The 17,052-nt window shown below is 63.4% G+C and carries 19 protein-coding genes; 16 read left to right on the forward strand and 3 right to left on the reverse strand.

The annotated features are described in order from the left end of the window. Positions 1-128: 128 nt before the first annotated feature. The 3 genes from QFZ88_RS21780 to QFZ88_RS21790 are packed head-to-tail and all read left to right on the forward strand — an operon-like array spanning position 129 to position 2,457. Positions 129-395: a hypothetical protein gene (locus QFZ88_RS21780; protein WP_024926694.1), complete on the forward strand. Its 267-nt coding sequence runs from the start codon at positions 129-131 to the stop codon at positions 393-395. Positions 396-454: 59 nt separating this feature from the next. Further along, positions 455-1,219 carry a TlyA family RNA methyltransferase gene (locus QFZ88_RS21785; RefSeq protein WP_024926695.1) on the forward strand — a complete coding sequence of 255 codons (765 nt, stop codon included), beginning with the start codon at positions 455-457 and terminating at the stop codon, positions 1,217-1,219. Further along, positions 1,216-2,457 carry a class I SAM-dependent RNA methyltransferase gene (locus tag QFZ88_RS21790; protein ID WP_024926696.1) on the forward strand — a complete coding sequence of 414 codons (1,242 nt, stop codon included), beginning with the start codon at positions 1,216-1,218 and terminating at the stop codon, positions 2,455-2,457. Before QFZ88_RS21785 ends, QFZ88_RS21790 begins: the two co-directional genes overlap by 4 nt. A gap of 10 nt (positions 2,458-2,467) precedes the next feature. On the opposite strand, the gene QFZ88_RS21795 is transcribed toward QFZ88_RS21790, so the two are convergent. Together QFZ88_RS21795 and tldD are read right to left on the reverse strand one after the other, a co-directional pair. Further along, complete coding sequence (locus QFZ88_RS21795; RefSeq protein ID WP_024926697.1) at positions 2,468-3,175, reverse strand: NAD-dependent deacylase; 708 nt, start codon at positions 3,173-3,175, stop codon at positions 2,468-2,470. A gap of 25 nt (positions 3,176-3,200) precedes the next feature. Beyond that, entirely contained in the window at positions 3,201-4,613 is a 1,413-nt protein-coding gene (tldD, locus tag QFZ88_RS21800; protein ID WP_024926698.1) for a metalloprotease TldD, read from the reverse strand. A gap of 47 nt (positions 4,614-4,660) precedes the next feature. Here tldD and QFZ88_RS21805 point away from each other — a divergent pair, with 47 nt between their 5' ends. After that, positions 4,661-4,876, forward strand: coding sequence for a hypothetical protein (locus QFZ88_RS21805; protein WP_137901192.1), 216 nt, complete (start codon positions 4,661-4,663; stop codon positions 4,874-4,876). Between the two features lie 64 nt (positions 4,877-4,940). After that, on the forward strand, positions 4,941-6,971 hold the full coding sequence (locus QFZ88_RS21810; RefSeq protein ID WP_024926699.1) for a hypothetical protein: 2,031 nt from the start codon (positions 4,941-4,943) through the stop codon (positions 6,969-6,971). Positions 6,972-7,017: 46 nt separating this feature from the next. Here the strand turns inward: QFZ88_RS21810 and QFZ88_RS21815 are convergent, their stop codons facing one another. Beyond that, a complete protein-coding gene (locus QFZ88_RS21815; protein ID WP_024926700.1) occupies positions 7,018-7,539 on the reverse strand; it encodes an invasion associated locus B family protein in 522 nt (173 codons plus the stop codon). 364 nt (positions 7,540-7,903) lie between these two features. On the opposite strand from QFZ88_RS21815, the gene coxB reads away from it, so the two are divergent. The 11 genes from coxB (at position 7,904) to rnhA (ending at position 17,026) form a co-directional block, all read left to right on the forward strand. Continuing rightward, on the forward strand, positions 7,904-8,770 hold the full coding sequence (gene coxB / locus QFZ88_RS21820) for a cytochrome c oxidase subunit II (protein ID WP_024926701.1): 867 nt from the start codon (positions 7,904-7,906) through the stop codon (positions 8,768-8,770). Positions 8,771-8,809: 39 nt separating this feature from the next. Further along, positions 8,810-10,459 (forward strand): cytochrome c oxidase subunit I, encoded by a 1,650-nt coding sequence (ctaD, locus tag QFZ88_RS21825; RefSeq protein ID WP_024926702.1) that lies wholly within the window; start codon positions 8,810-8,812, stop codon positions 10,457-10,459. Between the two features lie 80 nt (positions 10,460-10,539). Beyond that, a complete protein-coding gene (locus QFZ88_RS21830) occupies positions 10,540-11,484 on the forward strand; it encodes a heme o synthase (protein WP_024926703.1) in 945 nt (314 codons plus the stop codon). 5 nt (positions 11,485-11,489) lie between these two features. Continuing rightward, positions 11,490-11,651 carry a hypothetical protein gene (locus tag QFZ88_RS21835; protein ID WP_162531500.1) on the forward strand — a complete coding sequence of 54 codons (162 nt, stop codon included), beginning with the start codon at positions 11,490-11,492 and terminating at the stop codon, positions 11,649-11,651. Positions 11,652-11,658: 7 nt separating this feature from the next. Then, complete coding sequence (locus QFZ88_RS21840; RefSeq protein WP_024926705.1) at positions 11,659-12,288, forward strand: cytochrome c oxidase assembly protein; 630 nt, start codon at positions 11,659-11,661, stop codon at positions 12,286-12,288. A gap of 1 nt (position 12,289) precedes the next feature. After that, entirely contained in the window at positions 12,290-13,177 is an 888-nt protein-coding gene (locus tag QFZ88_RS21845; protein WP_024926706.1) for a cytochrome c oxidase subunit 3, read from the forward strand. A 106-nt stretch (positions 13,178-13,283) separates the two neighbouring features. Next, positions 13,284-13,670 carry a DUF983 domain-containing protein gene (locus QFZ88_RS21850; RefSeq protein WP_024926707.1) on the forward strand — a complete coding sequence of 129 codons (387 nt, stop codon included), beginning with the start codon at positions 13,284-13,286 and terminating at the stop codon, positions 13,668-13,670. Continuing rightward, positions 13,667-14,422, forward strand: coding sequence for an SURF1 family protein (locus tag QFZ88_RS21855; protein ID WP_024926708.1), 756 nt, complete (start codon positions 13,667-13,669; stop codon positions 14,420-14,422). Before QFZ88_RS21850 ends, QFZ88_RS21855 begins: the two co-directional genes overlap by 4 nt. 95 nt (positions 14,423-14,517) lie before the next feature. Continuing rightward, positions 14,518-15,525, forward strand: coding sequence for a 4-hydroxy-3-methylbut-2-enyl diphosphate reductase (gene ispH / locus QFZ88_RS21860; RefSeq protein ID WP_024926709.1), 1,008 nt, complete (start codon positions 14,518-14,520; stop codon positions 15,523-15,525). Continuing rightward, entirely contained in the window at positions 15,525-16,487 is a 963-nt protein-coding gene (locus QFZ88_RS21865) for a homoserine kinase (protein WP_024926710.1), read from the forward strand. Before ispH ends, QFZ88_RS21865 begins: the two co-directional genes overlap by 1 nt. After that, positions 16,484-17,026 (forward strand): ribonuclease HI, encoded by a 543-nt coding sequence (gene rnhA / locus QFZ88_RS21870; protein WP_024926711.1) that lies wholly within the window; start codon positions 16,484-16,486, stop codon positions 17,024-17,026. Before QFZ88_RS21865 ends, rnhA begins: the two co-directional genes overlap by 4 nt. Positions 17,027-17,052: the final 26 nt, after the last annotated feature.

The following is a 17,052-nucleotide window of genomic DNA, read 5'->3' on the forward strand; positions in this document are numbered from 1 at the left end:
CGAATCCGTTTCTCCGATTGTCGCGTTAACTTATTGTTAATGCTGCATTTTGGTGATCCGCTTACCCTGTCCCTTGGCCCTTTCTCAACAGCCCCCTGCTAGGAAAATGGCAGGCAGGGAGACAGTTCATGAAGGCGCTTCTGTTCGGCGCGGCCGGCATATTCTCGCTGGTCGTCCCGGCGATCGCGGAGACGCAATACGATCGCTCGCTTGAAAAGGCGGCGATCGATATCGTCGCCAACAACATCGGCACGCTGCGCGGCGGCTTCTCCTTCAAGCAGCTGCCGCAGATGGTGGCCGGGCAGGAGCCCGCGCCGCAGCCGTCCCCGCGCAGCGCGCCGGCCGATGGCCTCGTGCCCGCCGTCGAGCGGCCGCCGGTAAGCCAGCTGTTCTAGGATAAGGTCTCCAACAGTCTCGGCTTGCCTTCGGCCGCAGCTTTCGTCAATGAAGGCCGATGCGTTCCCACCAGCCAGCCAGCCAGCGCCAGCGGCTCGACGATCTTCTCGTCGTGAAGGGCCTGTTCGCCAGCCGCTCACGCGCCCGCGACGCTGTCGAGCGTGGCGCCGTCGCGGTCGACGGTGCGGTGGTGACGAAGCCCGGACAGGGCGTCTCGCCCGGGGCGCAACTGACGGTGGACGACCCGGCGCGCGGCTATGTCTCGCGTGCCGCGCTGAAGCTGATCGCCGGGCTCGACCATTTCGCTCTCGATCCGAGCGGCCGCGAGGCGCTCGATATCGGCGCCTCCACCGGCGGCTTCACGCAGGTGCTGTTGGAACGCGGTGCCGTCCATGTCACGGCGATCGATGTCGGCCATGGCCAGATGCACGCCTCGATCGGAGGGGACCCGCGCGTCACCGCGATCGAGGGATTGAACGCACGCGCGCTCGACGAGGCAGATCTTGGCGAACGGCTGCCGGAATTCGTCGTCTCCGACGTCTCCTTCATCTCGCTGAAGCTGGCGCTGCCGCCGGCGCTTGAGCTGGCGAGGCCCGGCAGTCATGCCCTGCTTCTGGTCAAGCCGCAGTTCGAGGCCGGGCGCGAGGCGATCGGCAAGGGCGGCCTGCTGAAGAACCCGGCGGACGCCGAAATCGTCGCCGCCGCCTTGCGCGAGTGGCTGGACGGCCTTGCCGGCTGGCGCGCGCTCGGCCTGTGCCCGTCGCCGATCGAGGGTGGCGACGGCAACCGTGAATTCCTTTTGGCCGGAGTGAAAGACCGATGACGGCACGGTTCGAAATAGCCCGGCTGGGCGCGCAGGGCGATGGCGTCGTCGACATCGGCGGCGGCCATCTCTTCATCCCCTTCACGCTGCCCGGCGAAGTGGTGACGGCCGCGCGCGAGAAGGACCGGGCGCAACTGCTCGCCGTACTCGAACCGTCGCCCGAGCGCATCGCGCCTGTCTGCCGCCATTTCACCGAATGCGGTGGTTGCGCCATCCAGCATCTCGAGGCGGGCGCCTATCATGCCTGGAAGCGGAGCCTTGTGGTTCATGCCCTGAAGGCGAAGGGTATCGACGCGCCGGTGGGCGACCTCGTCGCCTGCGCGCCGCACAGCCGGCGCCGCGCCGCCTTCACCGCGCGCAACACCGAGACCGGGCTACACCTGGGCTACAACCGCGCCTTCTCCAACGTGCTTGTCGACATCGAGGAATGCCCGGTTCTGCTGCCAGTCATTGTCGAGGCCGCGGGTGTGCTGCGCCATCTGGCCGGCATCGTCGCCAACACCTCGAAGCCGTTTCGCTTCCTGGTCACTGCCACCGCGTCTGGTTTCGATGTCGCCGCCGCCGATTGCGGCAAGCCGACCGAAGCGATCCGCCGCGCCGCCACCGATTTCGTTCTCAAGGCCGGCATCGCCAGGCTCTCCATCGACGGCGAGATCATCGTCGAGGCGGTGAAGCCGACGTTGACCTTCGGCACCGCGACCGTAATGCCGCCGCCGGGCGCGTTCGTGCAGGCGGTGGCCGAGGCGGAGGCGGCGATGGCGGGGCTTGTCATCGGCCATGTGCGCAAGGCGAAGAAGGTCGCCGATCTTTTTTCGGGATGCGGCACCTTCGCGCTGAGGCTGGCGGCCAATGCCGAGGTCCATGCGGTGGAAAGCGACGGACCGGCTCTGGCCGCGCTCGACCGCGGTTTCCGTTTTGCCGGCGGCCTGAAGCGGGTGACGACCGAGCGCCGCGATCTCGATCGCCGGCCGCTGACCTTCAAGGAGCTGGCCGCCTACGATGCCGTCGTGTTCGATCCGCCGCGTGCCGGCGCAGAGGACCAGTCCAAGCAGATCGCCCGTTCGGATGTGCCGCTAGTGGCCGCCGTCTCATGCAATCCCGTCACCCTGGCGCGCGACCTGCGCATCCTGATCGACGGCGGCTATCAATTGAAAAGCGTGACGCCGATCGACCAGTTCCTGTGGTCGCCGCATGTCGAGGCGGTCGTGCTGCTGGAGAAGCCCAAACGGCGCCGCTGAATCGGGGGCGTCAGCGGCCTGAAAGCAGACGCTCGACAAAGGCCGGCACGATCTCTGTCGCCTTGCCGAGGATGGCCTCGTCGAAGCTGGAATGCCCGTCCGAGGGTTCGAGGTTGAGCTCGACGGTTCGGGCGCCGGAAAAGCGTGCCTCCCCGACGAAACCGGCGGCCGGATAGACATTGCCGCTGGTGCCGATCGAGACGAACAGGTCGCATTGGGCAAGCGCGGTGCCGATGCGCTCCATCTGATAGGGCATCTCGCCGAACCAGACCACGTCGGGCCTGAGGTAGCCGATGCTGCCGCAGGCCGGGCATTGCGACAGAACCGACATGTCCTTTTCCCAGGGAGAACTCTGTTCGCAGGCCTGGCACAGCGCCTTGCCGAGCTCGCCATGCATGTGGACGAGGCTGGCCGAACCGGCGCGTTCGTGCAGGTCGTCGATATTCTGCGTGACGAGCAGGAACGCGCCGCTAAACTCTCGCTCTAGCCTCGCCAGTGCCGTATGCGCGGCATTCGGCCTGACGCCTTTCATGCCGCGCCGCCGCTGGTTGTAGAAGTCGTGCACCCGCGCGGCATCGCGGACGAAGCCCTCGGGCGTCGCCACATCGCGATAGTCGACCTTCGACCAGATACCGTCCTTGTCGCGGAACGTGTCGACGCCCGATTCCGCCGAAATGCCGGCGCCGGTCAGGATGACGATGGATTTGTATGCGGGCATGTCGGCTGGATACGGGTTCGGCGGCTCAGACCTGCGTGCCGCCGACCGTGATCTGGTTCATCCTCAGATGAGGTTGGCCGACGCCGACCGGCACGCCCTGGCCGGCCTTGCCGCACATGCCGATGCCGGTGTCGAGTTTCATGTCGTTGCCGACCATGGTGACGCGGTGCATGGCATCCGGCCCATTGCCGATCAGCATGGCGCCCTTGATCGGCCGCGTCACCTTGCCGTCCTCAATCATGTAAGCCTCGGTGCAGCCGAACACGAACTTGCCCGACGTGATGTCGACCTGGCCGCCGCCGAAGGAGACGGCGTAGATACCGTTCTTCACCGAGGCGATGATCTCGTCCGGCGTGTAGTCGCCGGCGGTCATGTAGGTGTTGGTCATGCGCGGCATCGGCTGGTGGGCGTAGGATTCGCGCCGTCCGTTGCCGGTGGCGGCCATGCCCATCAGGCGGGCGTTCTGGCGGTCCTGCATGTAGCCGACCAGCTTGCCGTCCTCGATCAGCACGGTGCGGTTGGTGGGCGTGCCCTCGTCATCGACGGTGAGCGAGCCGCGCCGCTCGGCGATGGTGCCGTCGTCGACCACGGTCACGCCCTTGGCGGCGACCTGCTGGCCCATCAGGCCTGCGAAGGCCGAGGTCTTCTTGCGGTTGAAGTCGCCCTCCAGCCCGTGGCCGACCGCTTCATGCAGCATGACGCCCGGCCAGCCCGAGGAAAGCACGATGTCGAAGGTGCCGGCCGGCGCCGGAACCGCCTCGAGATTGACCAGTGCCTGGCGCAGCGCTTCCTTGGCGGCGTGTTTCCAGGAGTGCTCGAGCAGGAATTCGCCGAAGCCGGTGCGGCCACCCATGCCGTAGGAGCCGGTTTCCTGGCGGTCGCCGTCGCCGACCATGACGGAGATGTTGAGGCGCACCAGCGGGCGGATGTCGCGCACCAGCTGGCCGTCGGCGCGCAGGATCTCGACATGCTGCCAGGAAGCGGCGAGTGCGGCCGTAACCTGCCGAACGCGCGGGTCTTCGGCTCGTGTCCAGGCGTCGATTTCCTGCAGCAGCTTGGCCTTGGCCTCGAAGCCGGGCGAGGGGATCGGGTTTTCATCGCCGTAGAGACGGCGGTTGGTGCGCGGTGGCGCTTCGGCCAGCGTGCCGGAATAGCCGGCCTTGACGGTGGAGACCGCGCTGGCGGCGCGCAGCAGCGCTGCTTCCGACAGGTCGCCCGCATGGGCATAACCGCTCGCCTCACCGGCGACGACGCGCAATCCAAAACCCTGGTCGGTGTTGAAGTTGGCCGTCTTCAGGCGGCCGTTGTCGAACATCAGCGCCTCGCTCTCGCTGTATTCGAGATAGAGCTCGCCATCGTCGGCGCCGTTGATCGTCTCGGCGACAATCTTGCGCAGGCGATCGTCGGAGATGTCGAATTGGGTCAGGAGGTTTTTCATCATGCCGCCGTTTTCGGGAAATGTTCAGCCAGATGTAGGCGCTGGACATGGCTTCGGCAATCGCGTGGTCCCGCCAATCTCGGCTGCCCATTGCTGCTCTGGAAAACATGGAACCACGCGGCGCCGCCATTCGCCGTCAATCCGCCACGCCGGCGGGCCGAACATTATTGCGGCAGCTAAGTAATAGTCGATACGATTACATTGCCAGTAAGGAAAAATTCGATTTTCTGCACGGCGCGACAAAACATCTTCCCCGCGATTGACAATTTTCAGGCGCCGGAAGAACGTGACGGCGCCTGATATTAAATTCGTTCGGGGGACGGTTTAATGACGATGCTCGGGGTTTTCTACAAGGGTGGCACCGACAATTACGGCCTCCACTCCTGCTCTTTCGACGGAACGACATGGTGCGGCGGGGCGGATGTTTCCGGCCAGCCTGGCGGTATCAATGCGAAAACCGACAAGGCGCTCGGGGCCTGCCTCTACGAGAACCGCCTCTATGTCGCCTACAAGGGCTGGACGAGCGACGATCTCTACATCGCCGTATTTGACGGCACGACCTGGGGTGGCGACGTCAAGATCCGCGACATGCCCGGCGGCATCGACGCCAGATCCAATACGCCGCCGGCGCTGATCGTCTTCAACGACCTGCTTCACATTTTCTACAAGGCCCATGACGGCGACCAGATTCGAGCCGCCTGGTTCGACGGCCTGCAATGGGCTGGTGGCAACGCGATCGCGGAGCTTGCCGGCGGCATCAATCCCAGGACGGATACAGGCCCTTGTGCAGTCGTCTTCGGCAATAAGCTCTACCTCTTCTACATGGGCGCCGGCGGTATCAAGCTCTATTCGTGCTGGTGCGACGGCGCTACCTGGGGAGACGCGGCTATCGGCAGCATCGATCCGTGGTCGGACGATCCACCGACGGCGGCGGTCTTTGGCGGCAAGCTATTCCTCGTCTATCGGGGCGCTGGCTCCCAGTCGATCTTCGTTTCCCGGTTCGATGGCACGGCCTGGTCCGGCGACAAAGCCATCAGCGGCATCAATCCGCAAACCGACAGTGGCCCCAGCCTCATCGTTTTTCAGAACCGGCTCTGCCTGGTCTACAAGGGCAAGTACACCGAGAGCCTCTACGTCGCATGGTACGATGGCACGAACTGGTCGGGCGACGTTCCCATCGACAGCCAGGCCGGCGGTATCGGCCCTTCGTCGGACGCAGCGCCGATGCTCTGCCTGTTGCCGAACCAGGTGCCGCCCCGCGCGCCGCCGGCTTCGAACCATGTGATGGACATGGTCCCCAAGACCATCGGCGGGCCAAGCGCGCCAGCCGTCAAGAAAGGAACGGTTTCGATCGACTACGCGACCCCGGCCGGATCGAAGGATAACCTGCTTGCGGTCGATCAATCCGATCTCGCCGACCCACTGATCTGCGACATCAACCTTGTCGGCACGCATGACAGTGCCGCCATCAGGGACCTGTGGCCCCGCCAGTTCCTCTATGCCTGCCAGAACCTGACGATAGGCCGTCAATTGGACCTGGGCATCCGTGTTCTCGACGTGCGGCTGGAGATGTTCCACGACAACGACGGCCAGTTCACCATTTACACCTGCCACGGCGACCGCGCTTTCGGCCGCCTCCGTTCGAACCGGTACCAGACGCTCCAGTCGCTTCTCGACGAATGCAAGGAATTCCTGCGCCTCAATCCGCACGAATTCATCGCAATGCTGCTCCAGGTCGATTACTGGAACAACACCCCTGACCATGCAGCTGCATACCGCGAACTGGGCACATTGTTGGCACGCTACCCGATCATCAACAGCAGGGCCGACATGCCGCGACGATCCGGGGCCGCCGGCAAGATCTATCTCATAAACCGGATGAACGACGATCCTACGCTCGGCGTGCCGATCCACTGGGATTTCAACATTGTAAGGACGCCGCTTGCAGCCACGACCAACCGCAATTTCGCGGCCTGTGTCCAGGATCTGTGCGACATCGATTCCAGCAATGGTCGGGAGCGCAAGCTGAGCCAGTTCTGGACCACTGCGGCCTACAAGACGCCCGGCCAACTCATGATCAATTTCGGCAGCGGCAACATCTACAAGGTGGTCGGCGTCTATATTCACGCGGCCCTGATCGCCCGCATCGGGGCGCTGTCCGCCGCCTCGCGCCCACGGAATTTCGGCTGGTCCCTGTTCGACTTTCCCGACATTGCCGTCCAGACCGACAAATACGGTTCGATCACCCTTGTCGATCTCATCAAGGATGCGGCTTCGGGCTACGCGCGTTTCAAAGATACCTTCGCGGTCACCGAAGACGGCCGGTCGCAACTCGTTCGTTGGGAACCCCGGCCGTAGTGGGCGTTGCGCAGTCTACGAGTGGCGATAACAGAGCCGGCTCAGCTCACGGCAGGGCGGAGAAGCCGTCGGCAAAGCCTTTGAGGTCGACCGGGATGCCGATGCCTTCCTCCGGCGTCTGGAAGACGATGAAGGTGGCGGCCTTGCCGCTCTTCAGCGTGTCGAGCAACGGCTTTTCGAGGATCACTTCGGCATAGCAGCCATCCTGGAAGCAGCGCACGAAATAGGCGCGGCCGATATCCTTGCCGTCGACATTGAGGCCGAGGCCGTTGGGCAGGAGCACGCCGAGCGGCGCCAGCACGCGCAGGATCTCAGCCTTGTTGTCAGCGGTGCGCAGCACGACCACCGAAAGCCCCATCTCGGGACGGTCTTCGGCGACGACGTTCTGCATCATCACGCATTGCTCGGACGTGGCGCCCGCCGGCGTGTCGCAGATGATCGACCATGCGCCGTGCGTGGACTTCACCGTGCCGCTCGGTTGCTGGGCGGCGGCCATCGCCTGTCCGGCACCGGCGAGGGCGGCGAGAAAGATGACCTTCGCCAAGGTTCTCGAAACCCAAGAGTTCATAACGGCTCCATTCCCGAATCACGCCACTTTAAGCCCGGGCAATGCTAAGGAAAAGCGCGGGACGACGCGCAATCCGTTGCAACTGCGGCAACAATGCGGACTTCTTTTCCGAAATAGCCGGTTTTGCCGCGATTGTCTCTGCCATGGCGATACGACAGGCGCATAATCATGCGAGCGCCTTGTGGACAGGCGCCTTCTGCATTGCCGCGCGCAAAAATGCCGCATGGTTTTGGGCGCTCCTTTCTTGCGGCGGGAAAGAGAGTATGGTTTGAACCAATCTGGACCGGCCGGGATTCCCTGTCCCGGTGTTATCGCGTATTCCTGCCACCTGATTGCAGGAGGGGACTGGGAGATGAAGAGGGCGATGAAGAAGTTTCTTGCAGGCGCTGGCGCCGCATCCATGGTTTTCGCCGGGTCTGTCGCCCATGCCGCGCAGCCCCAGCCGTGGGAGATGACGTTCCAGCCGGCGGCAACCGCTATCATGAGCCAGATCACCTGGTTCGAGCGTTATACGCTGTGGTTCATCGTGCCGGTTACGCTGTTCGTGCTCTTCCTCCTGGGCTGGTGCATCCTGAAGTTCCGCGCCAGCGTGAACCCGGTGCCGTCCAAGACCAGCCACAACACGGCGATCGAGGTTGCCTGGACGCTTGGCCCGGTCCTGATCCTTCTGGCCATCGCCATCCCGTCCTTCCAGCTGCTCACCGCCCAGTACACCCCGCCGGAAGAGCCGAAGCTCACGGTGAAGGCGACCGGCAACCAGTGGAACTGGGACTACGAATACCAGATCGACAAGCCGCTCTCCTTCAACTCGGCGATCCTGGCGGACGCCGATCGCGCCGGCCTCGGCAAGGAAGACAAGACCAAATATCCGCGCCTGCTTGCGGTTGACCACGAGCTGGTCGTGCCGGTCGGTGTCGTCGTGCGCGTGCTCGTCGTCGGTTCCGACGTGATCCACTCCTATGCGGTGCCGGCTTTCGGGATCAAGGTTGACGCCGTGCCCGGTCGCGCCAACGAGACCTGGTTCAAGGCCGAGAAGGAAGGCCTCTATTACGGCCAGTGCTCGGAACTGTGCGGCAAGGACCATGCCTTCATGCCGATCGCCGTGCGCGTCGTCTCGGAACAGCAGTATGAAACCTGGCTCGCTGCGGCCAGGACCGATCTGCCGGGTGCCAACAAGGCACTGATGGCTCAGGTCGATGGTACCAACAAGGTTGCGTCCGCCGGCAACTAAGAGCCGCGGTCGAAACAAGGATAGGGAACGGAGCGGAACATGGCGCAGGCAGCGGCTCACGACGATCACGACCACAAGCCGAAGGGCTGGGTGCGCTGGGTCTATTCGACCAACCACAAGGATATCGGTACGCTGTACCTGATCTTCGCGATCATGGCCGGCATCGTCGGCGGCTTCCTGTCGATCATGATGCGCTGGGAGCTTGCCGAGCCGGGTATCCAGATTTTCCCGGGCCTCGCCTCGATGGTCTACGGTGTCACCGGCGATGCCGCGCTCGACGCCGGCAAGTCGATGTTCAACGCCTTCACCACCGCGCACGCCCTGGTCATGATCTTCTTCATGGTCATGCCGGCGCTGATCGGCGGCTTCGCCAACTGGATGGTGCCGATCATGATCGGCGCGCCGGACATGGCGTTCCCGCGCATGAACAACATCTCCTTCTGGCTGCTGCCGCCGGCCTTCATCTTGCTCATCACCTCGATGTTCGTGCCGAGCGCTCCCGGCGCCTACGGCGTCGGTGGCGGCTGGACGATCTATCCGCCGCTTTCGACATCCGGCCAGCCGGGGCCAGCAATGGATCTGGCGATCTTGTCGATCCACATCGCCGGTGCCTCGTCGATCCTCGGTGCGATCAATTTCATCACCACCATCTTCAACATGCGCGCGCCTGGCATGACGCTGCACAAGATGCCGCTGTTTGCCTGGTCGGTGCTGGTCACCGCCTTCCTGCTCTTGTTGTCGCTGCCGGTTCTGGCGGGCGCCATCACCATGCTGCTCACCGACCGTAATTTCGGCACCTCCTTCTTCGTGCCCGAGAATGGCGGCGACCCGATCCTGTTCCAGCACCTGTTCTGGTTCTTCGGTCACCCGGAAGTGTACATCCTGATCCTGCCGGGCTTCGGCATCGTCAGCCACATCGTGTCGACCTTCTCGAAGAAGCCGGTGTTCGGCTATCTCGGCATGGCCTACGCCATGGTCGCGATCGGCGCCGTCGGCTTCGTCGTGTGGGCACACCACATGTACACCACCGGTATCTCGCTCAACACGCAGCGCTATTTCGTGTTCGCCACGATGGTCATCGCGGTGCCGACTGGCATCAAGATCTTTTCGTGGATCGCCACCATGTGGGGCGGCTCGATCTCCTTCCGCACGCCGATGCTGTGGGCTGTGGGCTTCATCTTCCTGTTCACGGTCGGTGGCGTGACGGGCGTCCAGCTCGCCAATGCCGGTCTCGACCGTTCGCTGCAGGACACCTACTACGTCGTCGCGCACTTCCACTACGTGCTGTCGCTCGGCGCCGTGTTCGCCATCTTCGCCGGCTGGTACTACTGGTTCCCGAAGATGACCGGCTACATGTATTCGCCGGCGATCGCCAACAGCCACTTCTGGATCATGTTCATCGGCGTCAATCTGGTGTTCTTCCCGCAGCACTTCCTCGGCCTGGCGGGCATGCCGCGCCGCTACATTGACTATCCGGACGCGTTCGCCGGCTGGAACTATGTTTCGTCGATCGGCTCCTACATCTCCGGCGTCAGCGTTCTGATCTTCCTCTACGGCGTCTTCGAGGCGTTCCGTAAGAAGCGCGTCGCGGGTGCCAATCCGTGGGGCGAGGGTGCCACGACGCTGGAATGGCAGCTGCCTTCGCCGCCGCCCTACCATCAGTGGGAACAGCTGCCCAAGATCAAGTAAAGGCAGCAGTTTCGGGTTTCGAAACCGCCGGCTGAGCCGGCGGTTTTGGCCAAACGGAATGAGTGGACTTCAAGTACGCAATGGCCCTGGTTGACAACTCACGCATGGAGCAGACAACCTCCCGAATGTCGGAAGCGACGGCGGGGGATTTCTTTGCGCTTCTGAAGCCACGCGTGATGTCGCTGGTGGTGTTCACGGCCTTTGTCGGGCTGATGGCCGCGCCGGCGACGATCAACCCGCTGCTCGCCATCATCGCCATTCTGGCGATCGCCATCGGCGCTGGTGCGTCGGGCGCGCTCAACATGTGGTACGACGCCGACATCGACGCTGTAATGACCCGCACGGCCAATCGCCCGGTGCCGGCCGGTCGCGTTCTGCCCGGCGAGGCGCTCGCCTTTGGCCTGGTGCTTTCTGTGCTTTCGGTGATGACGCTGGGCGTGCTGATCAACTGGCTGTCGGCGGCGATGCTCGCCTTCACCATCTTCTTCTACGCGGTCGTATACACGATGTGGCTGAAGCGCTGGACGCCGCAGAACATCGTGATTGGCGGCGCCGCCGGCGCCATCCCGCCGGTGATCGGCTGGGCGGCCGCGACGGGTGCGGTGAGCCTCGAAAGCGTGATCCTGTTCTTCATCATCTTCCTGTGGACGCCGCCGCATTTCTGGGCGCTCGCGCTGTTCAAGTCGGGCGACTATGAACGCGCCGGCATTCCGATGATGCCGAATGTCGCCGGCGAGGCTTCCACGCGCCGCCAGATCTTCGCCTATGCGCTGATTCTGGCGCCGATCGGCGTGTTGCCCTGGGGGCTCGGCTACACCACCGCCCTCTACGGCGTGGTGGCGACCGTGCTTGGCATCGGCTTCGTCTGGTATTCCTGGGCGGTGCTGCGCATGCCCGACAGCGACCGCGTCATGAAGCCCGCCAAGGCGCTGTTCGGCTTCTCGCTGCTTTATCTGTTTGCCATCTTTGCTGCCTACCTTGCCGACAGCATCGTCGAGCGGGCACTGGTTCTTGGTGGAGCATGAGTACGATGCAAGACAAGCTTGAAACCGTCGAGCTGACAGAAAACCAGAGGAAGGCCCGCCGCAGCCGTTCGGTTGCCATTGGCTTTGCGCTGGGCGTTTTGGTCATCATCTTCTATGTGGCGACCATCGTGAAATTCGGTCCCTCCATCCTCAGCCGGCCTATGTGAGGCGGTGATGGAGAGCGAGACGACCGCCGCCGAGCAGAAGAAGCACAAGGCCAACCTGGTCGTTGCCGGCTCTTGCCTGGCGTTCTTCGGCGCCATGATCGGCATGGCCTATGCGGCGGTGCCGCTCTATTCGATGTTCTGCAAGGTGACGGGTTACGGCGGCACCACCCAGCGCGTGACGCAATATTCTACCAAGGTCCTTGACCGCGACATCATCATCCGCTTCGACGCCAACACGATGGGCGTGCCGTGGGAGTTCGAGCCGGAGCAGCGCAGTGTCACCATCAAGCTCGGCGAGACGACGAAGGTTGCCTACAAGGCCACCAACAAGTTCAGCGCGCCGACCACTGGTCGCGCCACCTTCAACGTGCAGCCGGAACTGGCGGGCGCCTATTTCAACAAGGTGGAGTGCTTCTGCTTCACGAATCAGACACTGAAGGCCGGCGAGACGGTGGACATGCCGATCGTCTTCTATGTCGATCCGGACATCCTCAAGGTGCCGGAACTGAAGGACATCAAGACCATCACGCTTTCCTATTCCATGTATCAGGTCGAGACGAAGCAGCCGCTCGCCGCGACCCTGAACAAGGATGCCGCGAAGACTATTTCCAATACCGAAGCAAATCTCGGGGGATGACATGGCCGACGGACACGCCAAACCAAACCACGACTACCACATAATAGCTCCAAGCCCCTGGCCCTTCCTGGGTTCGGTAGGTGCTCTGGTCATGGCGTTCGGCGGCGTGATCTATATGCAGTATCTGAAGGGCACGCCCTTCCACCTGTTTGGCCTGGACGTGTCCAAGGCGCATTTCTGGGTGCTGCTGATCGGCCTTTTGATCGTGCTCTACACCATGTTCGCCTGGTGGTCTGACACCATCAAGGAAGCGCATGAGGGCCATCACACCCAGGTGGTGTCGCTGCATCTGCGCTATGGCATGATCATGTTCATCGCCTCCGAGGTGATGTTCTTCGTAGCCTGGTTCTGGGCTTATTTCGACGCCAGCCTGTTCCCGAACGAGGCGATCCAGGCGGCGCGCACCACCTTCACCGGTGGCGTTTGGCCGCCGAAGGGCATGGAAGTGCTCGATCCCTTCCACCTGCCGCTCTACAACACCATCATCCTGCTGCTGTCGGGCACGACGGTGACCTGGGCGCACCATTCGCTGATCCACGGCGATCGCAAGGGCCTGATCAACGGCCTCGTGCTCACCGTCGGTCTCGGCATGCTGTTCACCATGGTGCAGGCCTACGAGTACATCCACGCTCCGTTCGGCTTCAAGGATTCGATCTACGGCGCCACCTTCTTCATGGCGACCGGCTTCCATGGCTTCCACGTCATCATCGGCACCATCTTCCTGCTGGTTTGCCTGTTCCGCGCGATGAAGGGCGACTTCACGCCGAAGCAGCATTTCGGCTTCGAGGCGGCCGCCTGGTACTGGCACTTCGTTGACGTGGTCTGGCTGTTCCTGTTCGCCTCGATCTATGTCTGGGGCTCGGCCGGCGCGGTCATCGAAGGTCACTGATCCCCGTTCAATCGGGTTTGATTGGAGGCGGCTGCGGCAACGTGGCCGCCTCTTTCTTTTGGGCCGACCGTTCAACTTGAGCCTGAAAGGTTCTAAGAAGATCGGCATGAGCGAAGATAAGGCAATCTGGCCGCCGGTCGACCCGATCCAGGCCGGCCTCAAGGGGCGCTGCCCGCGCTGCGGGGAAGGGCGCCTGTTCTCCGGCTTCCTGACGGTCGGCAAGCGCTGCATGAACTGCGGTCTCGACTATTCCTACGCCGATGCCGGCGACGGGCCAGCGGTCTTCGTCATCCTCATCATCGGCTTCATCGTCGTCGGTCTGGCGCTTTGGCTGGAAGTGACCTTCGCGCCGCCGCTCTGGCTGCATTTCCTGCTGTGGATCCCGTTGGCAATCATGCTGTGCCTGACGGCGCTGCGGCTGATCAAGGGCGTGCTGCTCACCCTTCAATACCGCAACAAGGCGGCCGAGGGTCGGCTGGACCGACCGCAATGAGCGCGGTCCCACAGCCGTCGACGGGTCGCCGCGGGCCACGCACGGCCTTGGCGCTCGGCCTCGGCCTGATCGCCTTCCTTGTCTTGATCGGCCTCGGCACCTGGCAGGTCGAGCGTCTGGCCTGGAAGGAAGCGCTGATCGGGACGATCGACCGCCGCATGAACGCAACGCCGGCGCCGCTAGCGGAAGTCGAGAAGCAGTTCACCGAGACCCGTGACATCGACTACGTTCCGGTGACGCTGACCGGCACGTTCCTGCATCAGGGCGAGCGCCATTTCTTCACCACCTGGGACGGCGAGACCGGGTTCAGCGTTTATACGCCGCTGAAACTCGCCGACGGCCGTTTCGTGCTCGTCAACCGGGGTTTCGTACCCTACGACATGAAGGACCCTGCCAAGCGCCAGAAGGGCGAGGTGGCGGGCGAGGTGACGATGACCGGCCTGGCGCGCAATCCGCTTGCCGGCAAGCCATCGATGATGGTGCCCGACAACGATCTGACCAAGAACATCTTCTACTGGAAGGACCGCGACGCCATGGCGGCGACTGCAGGCCTGCCGGCCGGCGCCGTGGTCGTGCCGTTCTTCGTCGATGCTGGCAGGGCGCCCAATCCAGGCGGCTTACCCGTTGGCGGCACGACGCTGCTCGACCTGCCCAACAATCACCTGCAATACGCGATGACCTGGTATGGCCTCGCAGCGGCCCTGGTCGGTGTCATGGCGGTGTGGCTGGCGAAGAACCGGAAGAACAGGTGAACGCCCGCCAGGCCGTTCCGCGCCCTTGACAGAAGGGGGTGGCGGACATCATGTCCGCACAATCCGACCGATGGGCCAGACAGTGGGAATCCGCGTTGCAGAAAGCCGTTAAGCCACCCCTCATAATCAGGCTTTGCCAGCCGCGCGGCTTCTGCGCCGGCGTCGATCGCGCCATCCAGATCGTGGTGCTGGCGCTGAAGAAATATGGCGCGCCGGTCTATGTGCGCCACGAGATCGTGCACAACCGCTACGTGGTCGAGGGGTTGCAAAATCTCGGCGCCGTCTTCATCGAGGAATTGTCCGAGATCCCGGACGATCACAAGCAAAGCCCGGTTGTCTTTTCCGCGCATGGCGTGCCGAAATCGGTGCCGGCGGACGCCGTGGCGCGCAACCTGTTTTATCTCGACGCCACCTGCCCGCTTGTCTCCAAGGTGCACAAGCAGGCGATGCGCCATCAGCGGCTCGGCCGCCACGTGCTGCTGATCGGTCATGCCGGCCATCCAGAGGTGATCGGTACCATGGGGCAACTGGCGGAAGGCGCGGTGACCTTGATCGAGACCGAGGCTGACGCGGCGACCTTCCAGCCCGCCAACCCGCAGGCGCTGGGCTTCGTCACCCAGACGACGCTGTCGGTGGAAGACACCGCCGGCATCATCCGCGCCTTGCAGGAACGCTTCCCGGACCTGCAGGCGCCGGCGGCCGAATCGATCTGCTATGCCACCACCAACCGCCAGGACGCGGTGAAGGAGACCGCCTCCGGCGCCGACCTCTACCTGGTGGTCGGCGCCCCCAATTCGTCGAATTCGCGCCGCCTTGTCGAAGTTGCGGAACGCGCCGGAGCCAGGATGTCGCTTCTCGTGCAGCGCGCCTCCGAAATTCCGTGGGATGACATCGGCGCCATCTCGACGCTCGGCCTCTCCGCAGGGGCTTCGGCGCCGGAGATCATCGTCGACGAGATCATCGATGCCTTCCGTCAGCGTTTCGACGTTTCGGTCGAACTGGCGGTGACAGCGACGGAAACGGAGGATTTCCCGGTCATGCGGGTATTGCGCGATGTCGAACTGACACCGGCCGACATGGCCTTCGTCAACGGAACCGTGTGATGGCGGTTTATACCGATGTGACGGAGGGCGAGCTTTCCGCTTTCCTGCAAAATTATCCGGTCGGCCAGCTGCTCTCCTACAAGGGCATCGCCGAAGGCACGGAGAATTCCAACTTCCTGCTGCACACCACGGCAGGCTCCTTCATCCTGACGCTGTACGAAAAGCGCGTCGAGAAGGCGGACCTGCCTTTCTTCCTCGGGCTGATGGATCATCTCGCCAAGAAGGGCATCTCCTGTCCGTTGCCGGTGCATCGCCATGACGGCTCGATGATCGGCACGCTGGCTGGCCGGCCGGCCGTCATCATCACTTTTCTCGAGGGCATGTGGCTGCGCAAGCCGGGCGTCGTGCATTGCCGGGAAGTCGGCGAGGCGCTTGCCGCCATGCATCTGGCCGGTGCCGACTTCACCATGCATCGCGCCAACGCGCTGGCGATCGACGGCTGGCGCAAGCTGTGGGAAGCCTCGCGCGCCCGCGCCAACGAGGTCGAGCCGGGGCTGGCGGCAGAGGTCGATGGTGATTTCGCGGATTTCGAGCGCAACTGGCCGTGCGATCTGCCGACCGGCATCATCCATGCAGACCTATTTCCAGACAATGTGTTCTTCCTGGGCGAAAAACTGTCGGGGCTGATCGACTTCTATTTCGCCTGCGACGATTTTTATGCCTACGACCTCGCCACCTGCCTCAACGCCTGGTGCTTCGAGAAGGATTTTTCCTTCAACCTCACCAAGGGCACCGCGCTGTTGGCCGGTTACCAGAGCGTACGACCGCTGAGCGAAGCGGAAAAGCAGGCATTGCCGATGCTGGCGCGCGGCTCGGCGCTGCGTTTCATGCTGACTCGCCTCTATGACTGGCTGACCGTTCCCGACGGCGGGCTGGTGATGAAGCGCGATCCGACCGAATACATCCGCCGCATACGGTTCCACCGCGCCATCGGCTCGGCCAGCGAATACGGGTTGAAATGAAACAGATCGAGATTTTCACCGACGGCGCCTGTTCGGGCAATCCCGGCCCGGGCGGCTGGGGCGCTATCCTGCGCTTCAATGGCACGACCAAGGAACTGTCGGGCGGCGAGGCCGAGACCACCAACAACCGCATGGAACTTCTGGCGGCGATCAATGGCCTGAACGCGCTGAAGGAGTCGTGCACCGTAGCACTTCACACCGACAGCAAATACGTCATGGACGGCATCTCGAAGTGGATCCATGGCTGGAAGCGCAACGGCTGGAAAACGGCCGACAAGAAGCCGGTGAAGAACGGTGAGTTGTGGCAGGCACTGGACGAGGCCAACCGTCGCCACACAGTGACGTGGCATTGGGTGAAGGGCCATGCTGGCCACCCCGAGAACGAACGCGCCGACGAACTGGCCCGCATGGGCATGGCGCCGTTCAAGAAGAGCTCGGGCCGCCCGCAGCCGGCACCGGCGCTTCGCCCCTCGACAGGCGACACGGCCACGAAGACGCCTGGCAGAAAGCCGCCGCGCCGCTCATCGCAGAGTTATTGAGACTAGGAGCCCCCGCCCTCCCATCG

This window comes from Mesorhizobium sp. YL-MeA3-2017, assembly GCF_030814575.1.
Taxonomy (GTDB): domain Bacteria; phylum Pseudomonadota; class Alphaproteobacteria; order Rhizobiales; family Rhizobiaceae; genus Mesorhizobium; species Mesorhizobium terrae.

Bases quoted from the DNA above. Each gene is read 5' to 3' on its own strand.
- QFZ88_RS21780 (WP_024926694.1), top strand. From the start codon at position 129: ATGAAGGCGCTTCTGTTCGGCGCGGCCGGCATATTCTCGCTGGTCGTC.
- QFZ88_RS21785 (WP_024926695.1), top strand. From the start codon at position 455: ATGCGTTCCCACCAGCCAGCCAGCCAGCGCCAGCGGCTCGACGATCTT.
- QFZ88_RS21790 (WP_024926696.1), top strand. From the start codon at position 1,216: ATGACGGCACGGTTCGAAATAGCCCGGCTGGGCGCGCAGGGCGATGGC.
- QFZ88_RS21795 (WP_024926697.1), bottom strand. From the start codon at position 3,175: ATGCCCGCATACAAATCCATCGTCATCCTGACCGGCGCCGGCATTTCG.
- tldD (WP_024926698.1), bottom strand. From the start codon at position 4,613: ATGAAAAACCTCCTGACCCAATTCGACATCTCCGACGATCGCCTGCGC.
- QFZ88_RS21805 (WP_137901192.1), top strand. From the start codon at position 4,661: ATGGCTTCGGCAATCGCGTGGTCCCGCCAATCTCGGCTGCCCATTGCT.
- QFZ88_RS21810 (WP_024926699.1), top strand. From the start codon at position 4,941: ATGACGATGCTCGGGGTTTTCTACAAGGGTGGCACCGACAATTACGGC.
- QFZ88_RS21815 (WP_024926700.1), bottom strand. From the start codon at position 7,539: ATGAACTCTTGGGTTTCGAGAACCTTGGCGAAGGTCATCTTTCTCGCC.
- coxB (WP_024926701.1), top strand. From the start codon at position 7,904: ATGAAGAAGTTTCTTGCAGGCGCTGGCGCCGCATCCATGGTTTTCGCC.
- ctaD (WP_024926702.1), top strand. From the start codon at position 8,810: ATGGCGCAGGCAGCGGCTCACGACGATCACGACCACAAGCCGAAGGGC.
- QFZ88_RS21830 (WP_024926703.1), top strand. From the start codon at position 10,540: ATGGCCCTGGTTGACAACTCACGCATGGAGCAGACAACCTCCCGAATG.
- QFZ88_RS21835 (WP_162531500.1), top strand. From the start codon at position 11,490: ATGCAAGACAAGCTTGAAACCGTCGAGCTGACAGAAAACCAGAGGAAG.
- QFZ88_RS21840 (WP_024926705.1), top strand. From the start codon at position 11,659: ATGGAGAGCGAGACGACCGCCGCCGAGCAGAAGAAGCACAAGGCCAAC.
- QFZ88_RS21845 (WP_024926706.1), top strand. From the start codon at position 12,290: ATGGCCGACGGACACGCCAAACCAAACCACGACTACCACATAATAGCT.
- QFZ88_RS21850 (WP_024926707.1), top strand. From the start codon at position 13,284: ATGAGCGAAGATAAGGCAATCTGGCCGCCGGTCGACCCGATCCAGGCC.
- QFZ88_RS21855 (WP_024926708.1), top strand. From the start codon at position 13,667: ATGAGCGCGGTCCCACAGCCGTCGACGGGTCGCCGCGGGCCACGCACG.
- QFZ88_RS21865 (WP_024926710.1), top strand. From the start codon at position 15,525: ATGGCGGTTTATACCGATGTGACGGAGGGCGAGCTTTCCGCTTTCCTG.
- rnhA (WP_024926711.1), top strand. From the start codon at position 16,484: ATGAAACAGATCGAGATTTTCACCGACGGCGCCTGTTCGGGCAATCCC.